At 59.6% G+C, this 19698-nt stretch carries 14 protein-coding genes and 2 pseudogenes; 7 read left to right on the top strand and 9 right to left on the bottom strand.

Annotation, left to right across the window (positions count from 1 at the left end; translation table 11 throughout):
* Positions 1–36 precede the first annotated feature (36 nt).
* Both DAD99_RS15345 and DAD99_RS15340 read right to left on the bottom strand, forming a co-directional pair.
* On the bottom strand, positions 37–2052 hold the full coding sequence (locus DAD99_RS15345; RefSeq protein WP_227008046.1) for a hypothetical protein: 2016 nt from the start codon (positions 2050–2052) through the stop codon (positions 37–39).
* 344 nt (positions 2053–2396) lie between these two features.
* Complete coding sequence (locus DAD99_RS15340) at positions 2397–4325, bottom strand: hypothetical protein (RefSeq protein WP_193342199.1); 1929 nt, start codon at positions 4323–4325, stop codon at positions 2397–2399.
* A gap of 162 nt (positions 4326–4487) precedes the next feature.
* Between DAD99_RS15340 and DAD99_RS15335 the strand changes: the two genes are divergently transcribed.
* From DAD99_RS15335 to DAD99_RS15310, 6 genes and pseudogenes are all read left to right on the top strand, one after another.
* Positions 4488–5558, top strand: a complete 1071-nt coding sequence (locus DAD99_RS15335; protein WP_193342198.1) for a glycosyltransferase — start codon at positions 4488–4490, stop codon at positions 5556–5558.
* Positions 5551–6507: an NAD(P)-dependent oxidoreductase gene (locus tag DAD99_RS15330; protein WP_193342197.1), complete on the top strand. Its 957-nt coding sequence runs from the start codon at positions 5551–5553 to the stop codon at positions 6505–6507. The genes DAD99_RS15335 and DAD99_RS15330 overlap by 8 nt, the downstream gene beginning before the upstream one ends.
* A gap of 159 nt (positions 6508–6666) precedes the next feature.
* Positions 6667–8919: a YfhO family protein gene (locus DAD99_RS15325; RefSeq protein WP_193342196.1), complete on the top strand. Its 2253-nt coding sequence runs from the start codon at positions 6667–6669 to the stop codon at positions 8917–8919.
* Positions 8919–9434 carry a GtrA family protein gene (locus DAD99_RS15320; RefSeq protein WP_193342195.1) on the top strand — a complete coding sequence of 172 codons (516 nt, stop codon included), beginning with the start codon at positions 8919–8921 and terminating at the stop codon, positions 9432–9434. Before DAD99_RS15325 ends, DAD99_RS15320 begins: the two co-directional genes overlap by 1 nt.
* The gene (locus tag DAD99_RS15315; protein ID WP_193342194.1) at positions 9431–10291 is read left to right on the top strand and encodes a glycosyltransferase family A protein; all 861 of its coding nucleotides are present in this window, start codon (positions 9431–9433) and stop codon (positions 10289–10291) included. Before DAD99_RS15320 ends, DAD99_RS15315 begins: the two co-directional genes overlap by 4 nt.
* Positions 10292–10416: 125 nt before the next feature.
* Positions 10417–10590: pseudogene (locus DAD99_RS15310) on the top strand (integrase core domain-containing protein); the annotation flags it as partial.
* 598 nt (positions 10591–11188) lie between these two features.
* Here the strand turns inward: DAD99_RS15310 and DAD99_RS15305 are convergent.
* On the bottom strand, positions 11189–12430 hold the full coding sequence (locus DAD99_RS15305; protein ID WP_193342193.1) for an acyltransferase: 1242 nt from the start codon (positions 12428–12430) through the stop codon (positions 11189–11191).
* Positions 12431–12588: 158 nt separating this feature from the next.
* Between DAD99_RS15305 and DAD99_RS15300 the strand changes: the two genes are divergently transcribed.
* Complete coding sequence (locus DAD99_RS15300; protein WP_193342192.1) at positions 12589–13722, top strand: polysaccharide pyruvyl transferase family protein; 1134 nt, start codon at positions 12589–12591, stop codon at positions 13720–13722.
* Between the two features lie 57 nt (positions 13723–13779).
* Here DAD99_RS15300 and DAD99_RS15295 read toward each other — a convergent pair whose 3' ends face one another.
* From DAD99_RS15295 to DAD99_RS15270, 6 genes and pseudogenes are all read right to left on the bottom strand, one after another.
* A complete protein-coding gene (locus tag DAD99_RS15295) occupies positions 13780–14682 on the bottom strand; it encodes a glycosyltransferase family 2 protein (RefSeq protein ID WP_227008045.1) in 903 nt (300 codons plus the stop codon).
* The gene (locus DAD99_RS15290) at positions 14679–16322 is read right to left on the bottom strand and encodes a glycosyltransferase (protein ID WP_193342191.1); all 1644 of its coding nucleotides are present in this window, start codon (positions 16320–16322) and stop codon (positions 14679–14681) included. The genes DAD99_RS15295 and DAD99_RS15290 overlap by 4 nt, the downstream gene beginning before the upstream one ends.
* A gap of 27 nt (positions 16323–16349) precedes the next feature.
* Positions 16350–17081, bottom strand: coding sequence for an ABC transporter ATP-binding protein (locus tag DAD99_RS15285; protein WP_193342190.1), 732 nt, complete (start codon positions 17079–17081; stop codon positions 16350–16352).
* Positions 17081–17947: an ABC transporter permease gene (locus DAD99_RS15280; RefSeq protein ID WP_193342189.1), complete on the bottom strand. Its 867-nt coding sequence runs from the start codon at positions 17945–17947 to the stop codon at positions 17081–17083. The genes DAD99_RS15285 and DAD99_RS15280 overlap by 1 nt, the downstream gene beginning before the upstream one ends.
* Complete coding sequence (glf, locus tag DAD99_RS15275) at positions 17944–19131, bottom strand: UDP-galactopyranose mutase (protein WP_193342263.1); 1188 nt, start codon at positions 19129–19131, stop codon at positions 17944–17946. Before glf ends, DAD99_RS15280 begins: the two co-directional genes overlap by 4 nt.
* A 147-nt stretch (positions 19132–19278) precedes the next feature.
* A pseudogene (locus DAD99_RS15270) lies at positions 19279–19646 on the bottom strand (acyltransferase); the annotation flags it as partial.
* Between the last annotated feature and the right edge of the window lie 52 nt (positions 19647–19698).

Here is a 19698-nt window from a genome sequence, read left to right as displayed (position 1 = left end):
CGAAGGTGCGGAACCCGGCTTTACCTGTTAGCTGGCTTACGGCGCTTTCTCAGTCGCCAGCCGACTCTCCGTCGAGGGGTGGTTTTCCGTCGAAGCACGTCGCCTGCGTGCTGCAACTACGTCCCAGGCCATCCACAAAAACATGCCGCCCACCCCGACGCACCACAGGGATACGCCTTCGGCCCAGCCGGGCGGGATGAAGGCGACGGACAGCGTGGATCCGGCCGAATGTTCTGGCACGTCTACGGCTAGCAGGAATCCGTCAACGGGGGAAGTGACGTTCGTACCGCTCGCTGTGTACCCGGGCCACGGCAGACGGCCCAAGGCGGCCCGGCCTCCGCCGGAGGCAACCTCGTCCACGCGAAGAGTGACCTCGGTGGCTGTCCGTCCGGTCTCGGTAAGCTTCGTGCCCGCGGACGTCCAGACGAGCCCGCCGGACGAGCCCGTTGGAATGTCGCGGCTCCACAACGCTATTTCCCCGTCGTCACTTACTTGGTGCCACCCCGCCGGTACAGACCTGACAGGTACGGCATCCTGACGTCCAATGTAGTTGTTAGAAGCAGCGGGTCGCTGGTTTCCTTCGAACGACTTCTTCAAGATTTGTATGTTGTCGATCCCAAGTTCGTCAGCGAGCAGCATGCCGGTTTCGTCACGCCGCTCAAAGAGCCGGTCCAGGAGCTCAGCGCAAGTGCCGCCCAAATAACGCAGGCACAAAGCCTTGTTGTATTCCGTGTGCCCGATCAGCTGGTATCTGTTCAGGACGGATGCGGGGCTGAGGTACCAGGTGTTGGCCAGGAGGGTCCGGGACCACGTCGACTCGTCCTGTGGGTAGTCGAGCGGATCCCCTACCACCAGGACCTCCCCTCGGACATCTGCCAGGACACCCTTGGGGATGGCGGTATCGGCCGGCACCGCAGAATCAGAGAGCGGGCTCACTTCGGTTGTTCGGTACTGCAGCAAGGTGGTCCCCAAGGTCACACCGAGGCAGATGACAGCGATTGAGGAAGCCATCGACAATTTATCCAGCGGGATAGTGTTGCCCCGCATCCGCCACCACAGGAGGCAGATGGCGGCAATCGCGACGAGGCCGGCCAAAAAGACCGCGACGTAACGATCGGGGAATTGGGCCCAGCCACCGTAGACACCGAACGCAATGGCGCCCGTTGCCCCCAAAAGGGACAGCTTCGAGGGATGCCTGGCGAGTGCATGGGACAGCAGCACAACGCACAGGAGGATGCAAACCATTGCCAGATAGGGCATAAAACGGGCTGGATAGCGGAGGGGACCGACGGTTGAGGGCAACAGCACAAACATTAGGGAGAGCGCCGCGAAGAACAGGATGTCCCTGATCTGCGGGGCGTACGCCCGTATCCGGCGCCAGCTCAGGAACGCGACCAGGGGCAGGAACCAGGCGATGTACAGTGCTGGCGCAGGAGCGGACAAGCCGCCCCACCACCAGGACGGCATCATCGGGTAAGCGGTGGCGATGGTTGAGCTCAGGAGACCGCTGAGGTCAACGCCCATAAAGTCGTCATTGGCGATGGCGGTAGTGCTGCGCGTTGTCACTGCAGCCGTCAGGACGCCGGGAAGATAAACCACAACGGCGACCAGGACGAGGCCGAACCCAAGGGCCGCAGTGCGCCATGCCTTCGTCCAGTGCCGTTTCAAGAGCGCATCCACGCCTACGGCCAACAGGACGAAGCCCACCGCCACGGTTCCGGCGACGTACCCGATGGTGACCACGAGGTATCCGACCAGGAAAGCCCAGAGCGGACTCCGGCGGCCATCACTGGCCATCTTCAGCAGCATCCAGAAATAGGGCACGAGTGCCCACGCGAGTTGCCCCGTGACCCATGAAGGGGCATCGAAGAACATGGTGAAGCCGTTTAAAGGAGAGGCGACGCCGGCCACCAGAGCCAGTGCGGGAGGAACCTTGAAGGATCTGCTCAACAAGTAGCAGCCGATGCCGCCGATCACCAGGAAAGCGATTTTCAGGCTGGTTGTTACTACAACGGCATCAGGGGCGAAGTAGACAATAACCCCAATGAGCATTATGAGGGGGTTCCACGTTCCCCACTGTCCTTCGGCCGCATAGTTTCCGCTGGACCAAACCTGCGGATTGAGGATCGGTACGGTACCAGACAGTAACGATTCACCCAGGTGGTACCAGACCCCGTAGGCCCCGTTCTCGGTGTCATCCCAAAAATAAAACCGCGGTGTCCGGATCAGCGGTACCAAGCTGAGGGCTAAGACGCTGACTCCGGTGACGAGGATCCATAGTAGCGAGCGCGCCGGTGCGTCTTCACGGTCTTGCATTAATTCCCTGTCTTCATGTTCCGGCCGCATCAATTCCGACCTTGAGTCCCCGGCGCCAGGACCGGGGCCGCCGAGCATACTCAGCCCGCTACCTTCCAAAGGGTAATCGTGGCCAGCTGCCCGCCGTTGGAATAGGTGGCCTCCGACATTTTCGCTCCACTGACCTGTCCTTGCCAGCCAGAGGGGCAGCCTGTGTCCGTCAGCACGTAACGGATGTCAACTTGTTCCGCTGCAGACTGCGCAAACGACCCCTTCGAGCGCTGAACCAGGATCTCGCGGATGTCCTTTTCATCCTTGGGCCAGGCCAAGCCGAGGTTGTAGAAAGCGATGGGGAGACCGGTCAGGGCTTTCACCCGGAACGGGCTGATGCACGGATCGAACATCACAAGTTCCGACGCCTGACCGCTGCCGTCCACCGTAACCCGCAAGTGGGAGTTGGGGTCAGTCAGCGGCATTGCCGCCGACTTTATCGCAAGTGCCTGCGGATCGTTGAAGCTTGCAGTGCCGTACTCATGGACGTATTCCGAAAATTTCGAGTAGTCGGAGAGGCTCACGGCAAAGGCAACCAGGACCGCCACACAGGCGGTTGTCATCATGGTCACCGGTGTACGGCCCATGCCTGCAGCTGCCGGCGCAGTATTCTCAGACCCATCAGATGAATCCGCCTCCCAAGGCTGCAGCTGGCGGCCCGCGCGCCACAGGTGCCAGCTCCGGGTGGCAACCTGGCAAAAAACAGGAACAGCAGCCGCGGTTATCAAGGTGAAGCTGTCAATCCAGAAGCGGTACGGCTCCTGGTTCGCACCCCACAGGTCATTGCTGGCAACGAGGGGCCAGGCGAAAACGGACCCAAGGGCGAACGCAAGCCAGGCCTTGTTGCCCTGCACCACTCCCGCCCAGAAGATCAACGCGAGCATGAGCAACGGAACAAGCGCGCCTAAAAGACCTGTCCACAGGGGTACACCCAAGGCATTCGACGACAGTTCCCGGTACGTCAGGAAGTCATCCTTGTCGGCCAGCCCCAGCAGGGTTCCGAGGATCGTGGGTGAAGCGGCCAGAGCCAGCGACACGCAGGCGGCAATGACGAGGGCCCTATATTTGAGGAGGATCAGGATAAATCCGGGTGCGGCGGCGAGGAGGCCAGCCATCAGCGTAACCAGGGGTCCTGCCTTGGCGGCGATCACGGTACCGCCCAGCAGCACTGCCGCCAGCAGCACTAGGCTCAAGGCGCCGTGCCACTTCCGCCCGAATTTCAGCAGGCCATAGGCGCCCGTTGCATACACAAGGAGGTAGACGGCGGTCAGGAAAGAGTAGGTCTGCACATTTGCCAGCGCGCCGACAGCGGCAGCCGCAATAATAACAACGGCAGTGCGGGTCTTCGCGCCCGCCGGCGCCCTGCCATCCAGCAGGGGAAACGTAACGCCAACGAGGATGCAGATAGCGGTTACGGCGATGGACAGAGCAGCGGATTCACCATTGAGGGTGAACAGCACTCCGAACGCCCCCCAAAGAACCCCGTGGTTATCCAGCGAGTGGTGCCAGTTGCCAGTGGCCGCCACGGCGAACGTGCCGATGATGCTCGGCACAAACCCCAGGACGCCCATCACCGGCAGCCCGGTCAGGCGGATCAGCAGCCAGCTAATGGCGGCCACCATGACGAACTGAAACGCAAGACCCGCGACCTGCCACGTACCAATGATGTCGGTGTTGAACAGACGCGCCAGTAGCCCGAGGAATACGTAGTAGAGACGGGGATAGTGGTTGACTCCGGTCTCGGTGAACGGCTCCACCGCTGCCATGTTGCCATTCTTGACGTTCACGGCGATTGCCAGGTACGAGTACTGGTCGTAAGGGAAGTACTGGCGGAAGTTGTGCCAGCTGAATCCGTTGCTGGTGGTCAGGGGGCGGACTTGGAGCACCCAGTACATCAGTCCCGATACGGTTACGGCGGCGGCCGAGATCAAATGCTGCCAGTGGTACCGAGTGTTAGTGGCAGCTGTCTGCTGTGTCATTCCGCTGGATACCCCGACATTTTCCGTTGAATTTCTGTGCAGCTTTCCCGGAGGCTGCTCGGTCACAAGTAAAGATTCTAAGGCCTGAAGCAGCAACGACGGGCCTCTGCGCCCGGCCACGCGTCACACTGCATTGTCGCCAAACGGGTAGACTCTGTGCACATGACCAACGCAGTGACAGGCTCTTCGGCCAGCACCCATCGTATTTCCGTCGTCGTCCCTGTGTACCAAGGCGAAAAGACCTTGCCGACGGTCGTTACGGAACTGATGGGGCTTGCGGAACCTCAAATTTCGCCGGCTGGCCACCGTTTTGTCATTGCAGAAGTCCTCCTGGTCTTCGATCACGGCCCGGACGGTTCAGCCCGGATCATCCGTGACCTCGTGGCTCGTTATGACATCGTTCGCGGGGTGTGGTTGAGCCGCAACTTCGGACAACACCCAGCCACTCTGGCCGGTATGGCGTCCGCGGGCGGTGATTGGGTCGTCACCATGGACGAGGACGGCCAGCACGATCCCGCCGCCATTGGCGACATGCTGGACACGGCCATGATCACGCAATCAACGCTGGTTTATGCGCTGCCCAGCAACAAGCCACCGCATGGGTTCGTCCGCAACGCCGCGTCAAAGGGTGCGAAGAAGATGGTGTCCGCCCTTCTATCGAGTAACGATGCCCCAAACTACCAAAGCTTCCGGCTGGTCACCGGTGAGGTTGCCCGTTCCGTGGCGGCCTATGCTGGCAACGCCGTCTACCTCGACGTCGCGCTGGGCTGGATTGCCTCAAACGTCGCGACCTGCCCGGTAGCTTTGCGAGAAGAAGGCGACCGCGCGTCCGGCTACCGGCTTCGGACTCTGTTGTCCCATTTCTGGCGGATGGTCATCTCCAGCGGCACGCGCGGGCTTCGACTAGTGAGCCTCATTGGAGCAATTTTCGCATTCCTGGGGATCTGTTTGGCCATCTACCTTCTCATTGCCTATCTCACGGGGCATGGTGCGGGACAGCAGGGCTGGACATCCACCATGATCGTGATCCTCATCAGCACCGGGGCGATTTTGTTCTCACTTGGGGTGATCGCTGAATATGTCGGTGTCAACGTCAATATGGCCATGGGCAAGCCCGCCTACCTGATCGTGAGCGACCCGGCCGTGGGTCCACTGGGTAAGACCGGCACCGTGATAACTGCCGCGAACAATGGAACGGCGGCTGCATCCGGGGGAACCACGCCCAATGCCTGATCCGGTATGGGTCGTCGGCGCAGGCGGCCTGCTGGGGCGGGGCCTCGTCACGGTGCTTAAGTCCAGGGGCCACCAAGTACTTACCTCCTCAATTCCCTGGCAGGATGCTGCCGCGGCCAAAGAAGCCCTCGCGGCCGGAGCTGAGCAGCTGCGGACCTTAACTGCCGGCAGGCCTTGGGTGATTGCATGGTGTGCAGGCGCTGGTGTGACCGGAACATCGCAGGCCGAATTGGACTCCGAACTTGAGGTCTTCAAAGCTGCTCTGGAGTCAGTCACAGGGATCCTGTGCGGGCCCGGGTCCGCGCCCGGCCGGTTCTTCCTGGCGTCGTCGGCCGGGGGTGTCTATGCAGGTGCTCCCGATCCTCCATATTCCGAAGAAAGCACGCCCCAGCCTCTTGCCCCCTACGGTTTTGCCAAGCTTGCCTCGGAAGGCGTCGTCAAAGAGTTCGCCGCGGCCTCCGGCACCCGGGTCTTGATTGGGCGTGTTGCCAACCTTTACGGTCCGGGACAGAACCTCGCCAAGCCCCAAGGCCTCATATCGGTCTTCGCGAAGGCCTATTTGACCGGCCAGCCTGTGTCCGTCTACGTGTCTTTGGACACCCTTCGCGACTACATATTCATTGACGACGCCGCGGCCCTTCTAGCAGATTGCCTCGACCGGCTGTGCGGTTCCGACGTCGTGGCCGGACAGACAGTGACAAAGATCATCGCCACCCAGCGGGCGGATACCATCGGCGCGCTGATTGGCGCATGCAAGACGGTCTTCAAGCGCCGCCCGCGAATTGTGCTCGGTGCCTCGCCGTACGCCAAGGCGCAGGCGCACGACCTGCGCCTCAGGTCAGTCGTGTGGAAGGAACTCGACAACCGCCAGTTCACTCCTCTCCCCGTGGGAATTGATGCAACCGTCCGGGATATGCAGACATTAAGAAGCGCCTCCGGCTCTTTATAGTCAAGCGATACCGTCGCACGCGGGTACAGCGAACACTGGGAATCCTGCCCGTTCGGTACCCTTGATAGAGCGTTAGCAACAGAAAGAGACCGTGCCGAGTTGAATAATCATGAACGACCCGCAGCGGTCTGGACCGGAAATCCTGGTTGGCCTTGGGCCTTGGCCACCCCGGTGGCGGCTATCCTTGCTGCGTTAGTGCCGGTCATCTTCAACCACCGATTCTATTTCTACGACGACACACAGATCGGCGCCTATCCTATCTGGCGCGAAATCGGAGGAATGCTCCGCTCCGGCCAGTGGCCGCTGTTCAGCGCGGAAGGGTGGCAGGCCGGCAACTACGCAGCCGAAGGCCAATGGGGCATCTTCAGCCCCGTGACCCTGGGCATAGGCTTAGCGTCCACGTTTTTCTCCGACGCCCTGATTTTCTCCACCGTTGTCAAAGTGGCCCTTCTGGCTACTGCCAGCGTGGGCATCTACCTGGTCAGCCGAAACCTTGGCGCCCGAGCGCCGTGGGCGTTTGTGGCCGGCGTGACCTCCACCCTTGCCGGGTTTACCGTGTACCTCGATTCGCCGTCCTGGGTGACCGGGCTGATGGTGTGGGCCTTTTTGCCGTTTGTTTGGTGGTCCCTGCGCAGGATGTGCTATGAGCAGAAGTCGCCACTCCCGGTCCTTGCTTCCGGCTACTTCCTCGTCACCGTCGGGTATGTGCACGGAACCATCATGATGGTCCTTCTGTTTGTCGCCGTCGTTGTCGAACTGCTACTCAGCCGGAACTGGAAGTCCCTGGTGAGGACGGTTTCCAGCGGCGTCCTCCTTGGCTTAGTGGCCTTGGCCGTTTACCTCCCCGGAGTCCTGACCCTGCGCAGCACCGCCCGCACGCAAGTGGTCGCCAATACCAACTTCCTGACGGTTGACCTCACAGGCCTCGCCGGATCGGCGCTTCCAAGTAACCTTCCGCAGGTGGCGTCCTGGTGGTGGGGGCCGTTCGCGCCCGCACCACTGACCTACATTGCCTGGTTCCTCCCCCTGTTTGCCTTGGTCAACTTCCGGCAATTACGGCGCCTAATGCCTGGAATTTCCAGCGTCCCGGTATTCCTGCTGCTCTCACTGATGATAACGCTGGCTCCCAGCGACCTTGGACCGCTCCGGACCCCTGTCAGGTTGATGCCGTACGTCTGCCTCGCCGCCATCGTGTTCCTTTGTGTCGCCCTGTCGTTGGCACGGGTCCGCAAGGTCTCCCGCGCGCGCTGGCTCAGCACGGCCGCTGTGTTCATCGGAAGCGTTTACCTGGGGTGGACTGGCAAACCTGAGCTGTGGACTGTCAGCGCACGCATGGCGCTCATCATGGCCCTCGGGTTCGCCCTGACTGCCGTCGCACTTCACCTGATCCGCAATAAATCCAAGGCCGACGGCTTGGTGGCCGCCGTCCTTGTGGCCACTTCCCTGACGCTGGCCTTCCCTCAGCACTACTACTTTCCCAACCCGCCCGTCCAGGACTTTAAACTGCCCGCCGACACGTCTAAGTACTCCACGCAACTCTCCGGCGCCAAGGGCCAGGCGGTCGTTGTGGGCACACCATCCGCCTTGGACCCGTCGATCTGGGCCGAATCCCTCGTGGGCAACATGTGGTATCTCAATCCGGTTTCCGTCCACAACCTGTACAGCCCCATCCAGAACGCGGCCTACTCGACGGACCTTTGCATCAGTTCCCGCGGCGAGACCTGCATGGAACTGAGTACCAAGCTGTTTGAAGTAGACCCGACTTCGGGTAAGCCGCTAGCAGACCTCCTTCGCTTGGACACTGTCCAGGTTGTCCGCGAGGCCAGCGACTACTCCGGTGCCGAAATCACCAAAGCGGCCCCACCGTCAGGATGGTCCGTTGCGTCCAGCACTCCGAATACTGTGATGTGGACGCGAGACACGCCACTCGGGTCTGTGGGCGGTCCCGTCTACGCATCCGAGGGAACGGAAATTGAACCAGTTTCCAACTCGAACACCGAGGTCACCTTCAGAGTGAATGAGGTGCCCGGTTCAGGAGGGAACGTAACGTTAGGGCGCATCGCCTGGCCCGGGTACGCGGCTGACGGCGCGACCATCGGGGATCCGCTCCGCGGCTACCTCCTAACCGTCCACGTGGCTCCGGACATGGCCGGAAAGACCGTGACCGTCACGTTCCAGCCTCCGGGCTGGAACGTCGAAATTGCATCCCTTGCTGCCGCGCTGCTTCTGGGCGCTGTGTGGTCGCTGGTCCACGCCCTCCGAGGCCGGCGGCGGCCCGAGTCCCCAGACGATCCGACGGCCTCCGCTGACCGCCCTGAGGCGGCCCCACCAGCGTCCGCCCCTTCGTCCGCTGCTGCCCTCCACACCAGCGTGGCAGAGCCGGAATATGCACTGAGAAAAGAGGATAAATAATGGCTTCCCATCAGCCCACGGTGGACGAGCCGGTACGCGGGATCCATTCCGGGCCGCCCGGTCCCCTGATGAAGATCGTCAAGGACCAGCGTGTAGCCTTCCTACTCGTTGGCGGTGCCAACACTGCCTTCAGCACTGGCCTCTTCATTGTCTTGGCATTGGCGTTCGCCGAGGCGCCGTCGTTCATCCTTCTGACGGTATCTTGGACTGTTTCGCTTGTTGCCGTCTTCTTCGTCTACCGGAAACTCGTCTTCCGCGTCGAGGGTCACGTCTGGCTGGACCTAGGCCGTTTTGCCCTCGTCAACCTCACGTCGCTGCTTGTGAACATCGGGCTGCTTTCGCTGTTTGCTGACCTATTGATGTTCCCTCGAATCCCAACCCAGCTTGCTATCACGCTGTTGTCCGTGATCATTAGCTACTTTGGTCACCGCTACTTTTCGTTCCGGCGCAAGCATTCTCCGGAGCAACCCCAGACCGCCACCACCACCAGCACAAAAGAGGAAAAGACGGCATGACCCCGAAAGTTTCCATAGTCATTCCCGCATATAACAACGTTCAGTACATCGCCGAAACCCTTGATTCGGTCTTGAACCAGAGCTATGACGACTACGAGGTTGTCATCGCCGACCACTCTTCGGTGGACGGGACAATGGAAGTCATCGACAGATACCGCGGTCATCCCAAGCTGCGGATCTTGACCCCAACTCTTGCAGGCGGAGGCGCGCAAGCCAATTGGAATCGAGTTAGTTCTGAGGCCAGGGGTACTTATGTCAAGCTTGTCTGCGGCGACGACCTCATCGCGCCCACAGCCGTAGCTGAGCAGGTGGCAGCATTCGAAGCGCATCGGTCGGCCGTATTAGTGGCCAGCCAACGCGATCTCGTTGATTCCAGTGGCGTCGTTTTTGTGAAGAACCGAGGCCTGCAAGGAATCTCGGGGCTCGTGACTGGAGCCAAAGCCGTGCGCGCGACAGTCGTTGCTGGGTCCAATATTTTCGGAGAGCCCGCGTGCGTCATGTACCGGAAGGATCTTCTGCAAGCGGAGGGCGGCTGGGATAATACGCACCCATTCCTGATCGATGAAGCAACGTATGCGCGGATTTGCTTTCATGGTGACGTCGTGGCAATTCGCCGTAGCCTGGCCACATTTCGTATCAGCGCCAGCCAATGGAGTGTTCGGCTGGCCAAGCAGCAGTCAGACCAGGCCATCGCCTTTCACGCGGAAATTGCGCGCAATCACCCAGGCCTCCTTAGTCACTTCGACTTGCTAGTCGGCAATGCCAAAGCAGTAGCAATGTCTTATGCTCGCAGGCTCGCTTACATACGGCTGCGGAAGCGTATGGGTCACGAGCACGCAGTCGAAAGCACCGTTTAGGGTCCTTCGTAGTTGTGCGTGGCAAGACGGTCTGTATCCCAGCGGAGGCGTTGGCGTTATTCGCGGGCGTGGTGCAGCGGGAAACAGGCCAGGGCCTCTTGAATTGGTCGCGACCAAGAAACCGAGTCGTGGTGAAAGGTGTGTTGACGGACAATGGGTCCTGCTACCGCTCCTACGCGTTTAAGGACGCCCTGGGTCCGGACAGCAAACACAAGCGAACCCGCCCGTACAGGCCCCAGACCAACGGCAAAGTCGAGCGCTACAACCGCACCCTGCTCGATGAATGGGCCTACGCCAAATGCTGACCACCACGGCGTTCTCGGGCGGTGACATGTAGAGGCCGACCACGTCCCGGAGCTTGGTCTCCAACTGCGGGTCTGTGGAGAACTTGAACGTCTCGAACCGGTGCGGCTGGACTTTCCATCTGCGCCAGATCCGGGCCACGGAGGAAAGAAAATCCCGAACCGCTCAGCCATGATGCGCGCGGACCAAAGCGAGATCCCCAGCTCCGCCGGCGGCTTCCCATCATTGACGAGGGTCTCGGCGATGAGCGCCAACTCATCGATCTCCGGCTCGCGGCCCGGACGCGGCGCATCACGCAGCCCCTCAACACCCTCGAGGAGATAACGCTCGGGCCACTTCAAAACCGTCGGCGCACAGAACCCCGTAGATTTCTCAATCTGGATATTCGGCAGCCCATCGGCGGCCAGCAACACCGTCCTGGCGCACAATGCCACCGTCGCCGAAGATGATTTCCCCCGCGTCAACAGCTCCAACCGCTCCCGATCGCCCTCACGCAACTCCAACGCCTTCGCCAGATAAACCATGAGTCAATTCTGGAATACAAACAAACCCAAAGGAATAACCGACACACTACACTGGATATGACGGGTCCGTTTAGGGCGTTTTAGAATCAGCCACGCCACGCTTCTGGGCATGGCCGACCGCAGGATCGTCTACGGCCCGCTCGGGGATGTGTTGCGTCGACATGACGCGCATTTTGCGGCGTGCAGGTTCCTCGAAGAACCGCCACAGGCAGTAGCCAAGCACGGACACTACCGCCGGCATCAGGATGAAACCAACCTTGGCCCCCAGCGTTCCCGCTCCAAGGGTTCCCGGAAAGGTCATCTGCAGTTTCCAGAAAATCTCAATCAGCGGCATGTGCACCAGGTAGATGCTGTATGAGGCCATTCCGCCGATGACGAGGGCCTTGCTTCCAAGAAGCTTCGCCACGTGCCGGTCAGCCATTCCAAGGGCCCCGACGATAACTACGAGCGCCGGTATCAGAAGGCCGACATATCGGGGCCGGGCGGTCAGATCCATCCAGTAGCAACCGGCGATAATCACAGATGTCGCAAGGACTATTACGTGACTGGCCATCAGTCGGTTGCGCCCCGTGTCGGGAACGCGCAGGACAATGTAGTACATCAGGGCGCCGGCCATAAAAGCGCACAGGATCCGGAGCAGCCACATCCATGGTCCGTAAAGGCCGAGCACGTAAGAGAAGAAAACGACCGGAAACAGCAGCACGCCAGCCATGACAACCAGGGAACGGGTGCTGAGGGACCTGTTCAGGCGGAAGATAAGGAGGACCATAACCGGAAACAAAAGATACGCGAAGGCCTCGGCCGAAACCGACCAAGCGGCACCATTCCAGGTCAATCGCTCAAAGCCGGGCTCTGTCCATTGCACCACCAGCGTGAGTTGGCGTACAAAGCTCCCGACACTGTAATCGCGCACCGCCACCGGATCATCACCTTGCCGTGCGAGCAGCAGCCCGTGCCATACCGCGGCGACCACAAGCATGAATACGTAGGCTGGCCACACTCTGGCTAGGCGCGCCCACCAGAATTTGACGGTTGCGTCACGATCCAGCCGCAGTCCCATGCGCTCACCGTAGTTGAGAGCCAGAACGTAGCCACTCAGGGCGAAGAATAGGTCGACACCAAGTTCACCGTGCGCCAGCACGGGTCCGATTGCCTCACCCAACCAGGGGAACTCGGAGGCAATGTTACCGCGAACGTGGAACAGCACCACCCACATTGCTGCCACAATGCGCACACCGGTCAATGCATGGACCTGTTGCACTACACGGGCAGCCCTCAGGGGCGGCGGCTGGAGCGTCACAATTTCTGGCATGCAGTTCCTCTGCGTCGTCAAGGCGGGTTCCCTTGGCACTCTCTCGGGGCGCGCTCGTAAAGGGCACTCTTTCTAGACTACCGGATTATGGCGGAGACGGTTTCCTCCGTGCCTACGACAGCCGCCAGACGCAGTCCCCACCGTGATAGTTTCGATTGATGGGAAATAGCATCTATCTCATTGCCTCAGGCGGAAATCCAAACTACGGTGATGACCTGGTCGTGGCTTCATGGCTCCGGTTCCTTGCCCGCGTACGGCCGGACGCATCTGTGTGGCTGGACTGCCCTCAGCCTGGCACGGCAAGCGCCCTCTTCGCCGGAATACACCCCGGCTTTCGTGCTACAAACACACTTTGGCGTGCGTGCGCCGACGCGCCGGACCAATCGGCTCACGCGGTCTGGGACCACGTGGCAGATAGAGTCGATCGTGGGGGCACTCCTATGTACGACATCGGTCTATTGGCTTTGGGGAACGCCGACTCCATACATATTCTGGGCGGTGGCTATGTCAACGGCGTCTGGCCTGACCATGTTGGTCTTGTTGCGGGCATGGCAGCCGTGCAAAAGCTAAACAGCTGCAGGCTAACAGCTTCCGGGCTGGGCCTGACGCCCCTGACCGAAAATGCCGAACAGTTGGCAAAAACGTTCGCAGAATTTTCGGCGATCAGCGTCCGCGACGATGCCAGCGCCGAATTTCTCGGCCTCAAAACGGGGTTGGATGATGTCTTTCTAGGCCTTCTCTCTGAGCTGCGCCGCAGCGTGGATTCGTATCGCGTTCAATCCCGCGCGCAGGATGTCATGTTGTGTATCCAAAGCGATATGACAGATGAAACGACATGGTCGGGGCTCAGAGACAAACTGCGGTATGTTGTCGAGATGTCACTCGCTAACGACCTCTCAGTCGGGTATGTCGAGGCGATTCCGGGATCGGATCGTCGAATGTTCGAGGCCCTTGAAGGGCTGATCCCGGAGAAGAACTTCGTCCCGTTCACACAGGTTTGGACTGACGGGTTGCCCGTCCGTCGGGGGCAGACTTGGTACACGACCAGATTCCACCCGCACATGATTGCCGCAGCCGCGGGCGCAAAGGGTGTCGCCATCGGCGTCCTCGACGGTTACTACGACATCAAGCACCGTTCCCTGCTGGATCTTGGGACCGGCTGGACCTATACATCCGCAGGCAGCGCCTCCGAACTGCCGGAGCCAACAGGCTCGCCCGACTTTGAACTCGCTGCGGCGCGATTGGCGGGCCGCAAGCGGGCCGAAGCATTAGCGTTATATCCGGTTCGGTGATTCTGGACATCACAGACAGGCCCAGCTTTTGGCGCGTATTGCCATAATGTCAAAGGATTAGCGAACGCTGCGGGCCATTTTCGGCTTCGGATCGAACTTGATGCCGGTAAGTATTTCCTTGGCAACTCGAAGCTGAAGACGTCGGCCCACCCCGCCCTTTACCATCCACGCATACGTAGTCACGACAAACTGCAACCAGGCCAGCTTGTCATCGTGGTGCCATCGATACGAAGATTCGTTGCGCGCTCCATAGAAGAACTTCCATGCATTCCCGGGGTTTAGGTCACCGAAGTTCACACCGCGGTTTTCCGGCATATCGTGCGTCACCACGCTGTCGAGAATCTGGACGCCGGGTCCTTCCGAGCTGATTCTAAGTGTGTACTCCATGTCGTCGAACCAAATGAAGTACTCAACCAGGGGCAACCCAAACTTGGCGATAGAGCGGCGGGGAATCAGTACGGACACGAATGAACAGTTGGTAATGAGAACCGCCCTCTGGCCCTGGGCGATCAACCGTCCCCAATCCCACGTGGGTACGGCGTTGTTCATTTCGCAAATGGCGCCGTCGGTATACCGGACCAGAGAACAGCTGTAAGGGACCTTGCGGCCCAGCTCCTTCTCCGCTTCTGCATGACCGACAAGGAGCCTTTCCAGGGCGCTCTCCTCGGTGTAGCAGTCATCATCCATTATCCACACCCAATCGGCACCGCGTTCATACGCACGCTCCATGCCGGCCGCAAAACCACCGGCACCACCTGTGTTCGATTCCAGGCGAACAATTTCGACGCGAGGATCGTCGTCGTAAGCAGACAGTAGCTGGGGTGTCGCGTCACTACTGGCGTTGTCAATAACAATCAAACGATCCACCGGACGAGTCTGAGCAAGGATCGAATCCAGCACTCTTCCAAGTTTATCCACTCGGTTATACGTAACTACTACAGCTGCGACATGATCGATCATACTTTCCATCCTTCATAGAGCTCTTTTGTCCACTCCCGCGCTTCCGGGAGTTCCTTGAGCGCAGCAATTTTCTGCCTTTGTTCTTCGACGATCTGCTCGCGCAACTCCTCCGATTCCATGATCGCCTTTGTGCACATGACGGCTTCCCTGATGAACGCAAGGGGTTGCCTCGGTACCAGGGCCCTGCCAGCCACTAGGGAGGCCTGAGAACCAACGTCGGTTGAAAGAACTGCGACATTGTGTGCAGTTGCCTCAAATGTCGTGAGCGTGAGCCCCTCGTTATCCGACGAAATTACCAACAGATCCGATTCCGCCAATGTGTCATCAACAGACCGTGGTGGCCTCCTTAATTCCAGGCAGTCAGACAATCCGTAACGGGCGACGAGGCGATTGACTTCGTCAATCAGGGCTCCTGATCCGTGAAGGATGAACCTTACCTCCTGGTCCGTGGACCGCCTAAGTTGCGCCGCATAACGGAGGAATAGGTAGGGACGCTTTTGCTGACTAAGCCGCCCCACAAATGAGACCGTGAAAGGTTCCGCACGGACAGGTTTAACTTTCGCGTTCATTTCGACGTCATTCAAGCCATAGAGCGGGGCAAGAGCTACGCGTTCCTTGGGCACGTCACGCTGCAGAACCATGTAGTCCCGAAGTTGGGGAGATATGACATGGTGCACATCAATTGCGTTCGACAATTTGACGGCAACTTCGACGAAACCGCCGGTTCTCCACTCAATGACATGCAAAGAATCTACGATTTTGATTCTATGGTCCATCGCCTTGAACCACGGGAGGCAATGATATAGCCAATCATTGTGGTGGACGTGGATGCCACGAATGGAGAACTTCAAAAACAATGCGAGTAAAAGATCGGATTCTTCCTTATCCGAAATCGGCAGGTTCATTGGCAGGACGAGTGCTCCGTCCAGCTCGGGCCGGGCAATCCAAGGATGGGCGGATTCCCTGTCGGTCAAAACGATTGGGAGGAAGCCTGCCTCACGGGCGAGCGCAATCGATTCGATGGCCCAACGCTCTGCACCACCCATCTCCAGCCAGTGCAGCCCAAAAATGATGGCTTGTTCGTTCTGTTCAGACGATGGGCGCGATGTCGGAGTGGATTCGAATGGAGCCATTCGGGGCGTGCGCCGCTTCGGCACGACACGCTTCTCGTAGTAATCGGTTAATCCCTGACGAAGTACGTCAAATGCGATCGGTGCCCCAAAGCGCGCAATGCTGAGGACCTTAGCTTTGCGTCCCGGCCGGTCGTAGAACGTTTTCCCACCTTCCGACCGCTCGCCCCCAAGATCGATAACGAGGGGAAGCAGAGCTGAATCGCCGATTATCGTCTGCGCGACTGTGCTCCGTACATCAACGGTACAGACAACGGTTCGATCTGGCTTCCACTCGTGGCGATGGCATTCATACCCGGTCAGCCGAGGAAACTCACCGGCAGGCGCTCGGAGTACGATGACTTTGAATTCGCGGCCTGGGTGCACGAGCGAGTGATAATTCATAGCACCCGCGAGCAGGCCCAACTCCCTGTCTGAGAGCCGACCTTCTCCGCCTAAAAGGCCGGAGCCGCCGTCGTCCACGACTTCGAATAGCTGTCGTGCCTTAATCATCAAAGCTGCCTTTTGCATTCATATTCAGTCTTCCCAGCATCATCTTCAGCCTTCCCGGAGAAGCCTGACAGCTTCTTCTATCGGCCCATCTGCAACTTTCTTTCCCTGGCGCAGCACGACGCCTCTGTTACATACCTTGCTCACCATGTCGAGGTCATGACTGACGACAACGAGGGTACAACCGGACTCTCTCAGTTCCTGGATGCGTGCCAAGCACTTCTTCTGGAAAGGCTCGTCTCCCACGGAGAGGATTTCGTCGATCAGGAAGACATCCGGGTTGGTGTGGACAGCGACAGAAAAAGCCAGGCGCAGGAACATGCCGGATGAGTAGAACTTGACCTCAGTGTCGATGAACTTTCCGATTTCGGAAAACTCGACGATTTCGTCAAAACGCGCTTCTGTTTCCTTCTCGGTCATTCCAAGAAGCACGCCGTTGAGGAACACGTTCTCGCGGCCTGTCAGGTCGGGGTGGAAACCGGCGCCCACCTCAATGAGGCCGGCGACCTTGCCGCGGGTCCTGATGCTCCCGCTGTCCGTACTCATGACGCCGGAAATGAGTTTGAGCAGCGTCGATTTGCCCGACCCGTTGAAACCGAGCAGCGCAACCGACTCCCCGACCCCAACAGTAACGTCCACACCGTCCAGCGCCATGAACGTCGAGGAGAGATCCCCGCGGCGTCCCTTGAACAGCCAAACAACGGTCTCCTTTAGGGACCGAGTGTGCCGAAGGTTAAAGCGTTTCGATACCTTTTCAACAATGATTGCTTCTGCAGCCATCACAACTCCTGCGCAAATCTGCCCTCAAGGCGACGGAATACGGTCTGGCCAACTGCGAGGAGCACCAACGAAATCAACAACCCGACCGGCAGCCACAACGAAATGAGGTTATCCGGCATTCTGGCGCCTTCGGCGGCACTCCGCACGGCCCCCGTGGGTGCCCAGAACGCAAAGTGGAACAGTTCGACGGCAATAGTCATCGGGTTGAGTTGGTAGAAAAAGTAGAACGTCTCTCCCAGAGCGTCCCGGACCAGGTACCAAGCGTAAAGGACAGGCGAAAGCCAAGTGGCCATCATGAGCATCAGGTCAACGATATTTTCTGAGTCTCGGAACATCACGTTGGCGGCAGCAAACAGCAGGCCGAGTCCAAGGGACAGCATGGCGACAATGACGAACGCCCCAACGGCACCAAGGATCTGCACGATGCTAGGGGTCCATCCAAAGAAAAAGCAGGCCGTGAGAAGGATTAGGAACTGTGGCAGGAAGTGCACCATGGCCACCCAGACGGACGCCACCGGAAATAGCTCACGCGGCAGGAATATCTTCTTGACAAGGGCCCCATTAGCAACAATGGACCTTGTGGCGTTGCTGAAGGCTTCCGAAAAGAAATTCACCAAAATGATGCCGGAGAACATGTAAATGACGAAGTTGGGCTGCTTGTTCAGGCCAAGGAAGACACCCAGTGCGAAATAGAAAACGATGAATTGAACGCCCGGTTTTACGTAGCTCCAGAGCAGGCCCAGCACCGAGCCCCGGTAGCGGACCTTGAGTTCCTTCCGCACGATAAGCCGGAGCAATTCACGGCGCCGAAACACGTCGAGGAGGCCGCCGCCTTTGTCGGGAGCAGCCAGCAGCTCAGCGCTCACGCGTCTACCCCTCCGCTTTCAAGCTTTGATCCACTCTCGAAATGCGGCCGGATCTGGTTGTCAAACATGGTCAGGGCCGAGCCGATGGCCATGTGCATGTCGAGGTACTTGTAGGTGCCGAGCCGTCCGCCGAAGAGGACGTCCTTCTCGGCAGCCGCGAGGTCACGATACTTGAGCAACCGTTCCCGGTCCGCGCCAGTGTTGATCGGGTAGTAGGGCTCGTCGCCCTTCTCCGCGGCACGGGAGAACTCGCGCATAATGACGGTCTTTTCCGTCTGGTAGTCGCGCTCGGGGTGGAAGTGACGCGGCTCAATAATGCGTGTGTAGGCCACATCGGCGTCGTTGTAGTTGACCACCGACGTTCCCTGGAAATCGGCGACGTCCAGGACCTCTTCTTCGAAGTCGATCGTGCGCCACGAGAGGTCGCCCTCTGCGAAATCGAAGTAGCGGTCAACCGGACCGGTATAGATCACGGGGATGTTCCCAACAACCTTGTTCTTGCTGTACTCGTGCGACTCGTCGAAGAAGTCGGCGTTCAGCCGGACTTCGATGTTCGGGTGTTCCGCCATCTTTTCGATCCAGGCCGTGTAGCCGTTAGTCGGCAGGCCCTCATACTTGTCGTTGAAGTACCGGTTGTCGTAGTTGTAGCGCACCGGGAGGCGGGAGATGATGCCCGCGGGCAGGTCCTTGGGATCGGTCTGCCACTGCTTGCCCGTGTAGTGCTTGATGAACGCCTCATAGAGCGGCCGCCCGATGAGCTGGATGCCCTTGTCGTTCAGGTTCTGCGGATCGGTCCCGGCGAGCTCGCCAGCCTGTTCCTGGATCAGTGCCTGCGCCTGGCCAGGTGTCAGGTTGGCGCGGAAGAACTGGTTGATTGTGGCCAGGTTGATGGGCAGGGAATAGACCTCGCCCTTGTGCACGCCATAAACCTTGTGGACGTAGTTCGTGAAGGTGGTGAACCGGTTCACATACTCCCACACGCGTTCGTTCGAGGTGTGGAACAGGTGAGCGCCGTAACGGTGCACCTCGATCCCGGTCTGCTCTTCTTTTTCGCTGTACGCGTTTCCACCGATGTGGTGGCGGCGGTCGAGGACAACGACCTTCAAGCCGAGCTCAGTGGCGGCCTGTTCTGCGATTGTCAGGCCAAAAAAGCCAGACCCTACGATGACGAGGTCAGCGGTCACAAAATCTCCTGGTTCGAATGCGGGCAGCGCAACGCAGTGCATTGTCTGCTGAATCAGCCTACCTGAGACCCCATCGCGACCTACTAATCCGGGGCGGCCGCCCCCATCCCAGCCGCCACAAACCGCCGCTAATCCCGCAACTCCCCGCAGGCCGCCGTCGTGCTCCTCGTAGCGGTTCCCGGTGCGCGGGCAGACCCACGATCCGTTGTCCTCACGCAGAGGAAGTCCCGCTTGGCCCACCCAGCCAATGCGTTTGGCGGGAACACCCGCCACCAGGGCAAAGTCGGGCACATCGCGCGTGACCACTGCGCTGGCGGCTACCGTGGCCCAGGCACCGATGGTCACCGGCGTAATGCATACAGCACGAGCTCCGATCGCGGCGCCTTCTTTGATGGTGACGCCCACTTTGTCCCAGTCGTCCTCGGTCTTGAGAGACCCGTCGGCGTTGATGGACCGTGGAACACGTCATTCGTCAGCACCACCGCCGGCCCGATGAACACACCCTCGCCAAGCACCCTTCGACCCCTTACCTATGTCCGAGCTGGCTGAAACGTCGGCGCTTGCTTC

The organism is Pseudarthrobacter sp. AB1 (genome assembly GCF_014926485.1).
Lineage (GTDB): Bacteria > Actinomycetota > Actinomycetes > Actinomycetales > Micrococcaceae > Arthrobacter.
This window is presented reverse-complemented; position numbering and strand designations above follow the sequence as displayed.

Excerpts from the sequence above, each read along its gene's own strand:
- DAD99_RS15345 (WP_227008046.1), bottom strand. The coding sequence starts at position 2,052 with ATGCTCATTGGGGTTATTGTCTACTTCGCCCCTGATGCCGTTGTAGTA.
- DAD99_RS15305 (WP_193342193.1), bottom strand. The coding sequence starts at position 12,430 with ATGCCAGAAATTGTGACGCTCCAGCCGCCGCCCCTGAGGGCTGCCCGT.
- DAD99_RS15290 (WP_193342191.1), bottom strand. The coding sequence starts at position 16,322 with ATGCAAAAGGCAGCTTTGATGATTAAGGCACGACAGCTATTCGAAGTC.
- DAD99_RS15320 (WP_193342195.1), top strand. The coding sequence starts at position 8,919 with ATGGCTTCCCATCAGCCCACGGTGGACGAGCCGGTACGCGGGATCCAT.
- DAD99_RS15300 (WP_193342192.1), top strand. The coding sequence starts at position 12,589 with ATGGGAAATAGCATCTATCTCATTGCCTCAGGCGGAAATCCAAACTAC.
- DAD99_RS15295 (WP_227008045.1), bottom strand. The coding sequence starts at position 14,682 with ATGATCGATCATGTCGCAGCTGTAGTAGTTACGTATAACCGAGTGGAT.
- DAD99_RS15285 (WP_193342190.1), bottom strand. The coding sequence starts at position 17,081 with ATGGCTGCAGAAGCAATCATTGTTGAAAAGGTATCGAAACGCTTTAAC.
- DAD99_RS15340 (WP_193342199.1), bottom strand. The coding sequence starts at position 4,325 with ATGACACAGCAGACAGCTGCCACTAACACTCGGTACCACTGGCAGCAT.
- DAD99_RS15315 (WP_193342194.1), top strand. The coding sequence starts at position 9,431 with ATGACCCCGAAAGTTTCCATAGTCATTCCCGCATATAACAACGTTCAG.
- DAD99_RS15330 (WP_193342197.1), top strand. The coding sequence starts at position 5,551 with ATGCCTGATCCGGTATGGGTCGTCGGCGCAGGCGGCCTGCTGGGGCGG.
- DAD99_RS15335 (WP_193342198.1), top strand. The coding sequence starts at position 4,488 with ATGACCAACGCAGTGACAGGCTCTTCGGCCAGCACCCATCGTATTTCC.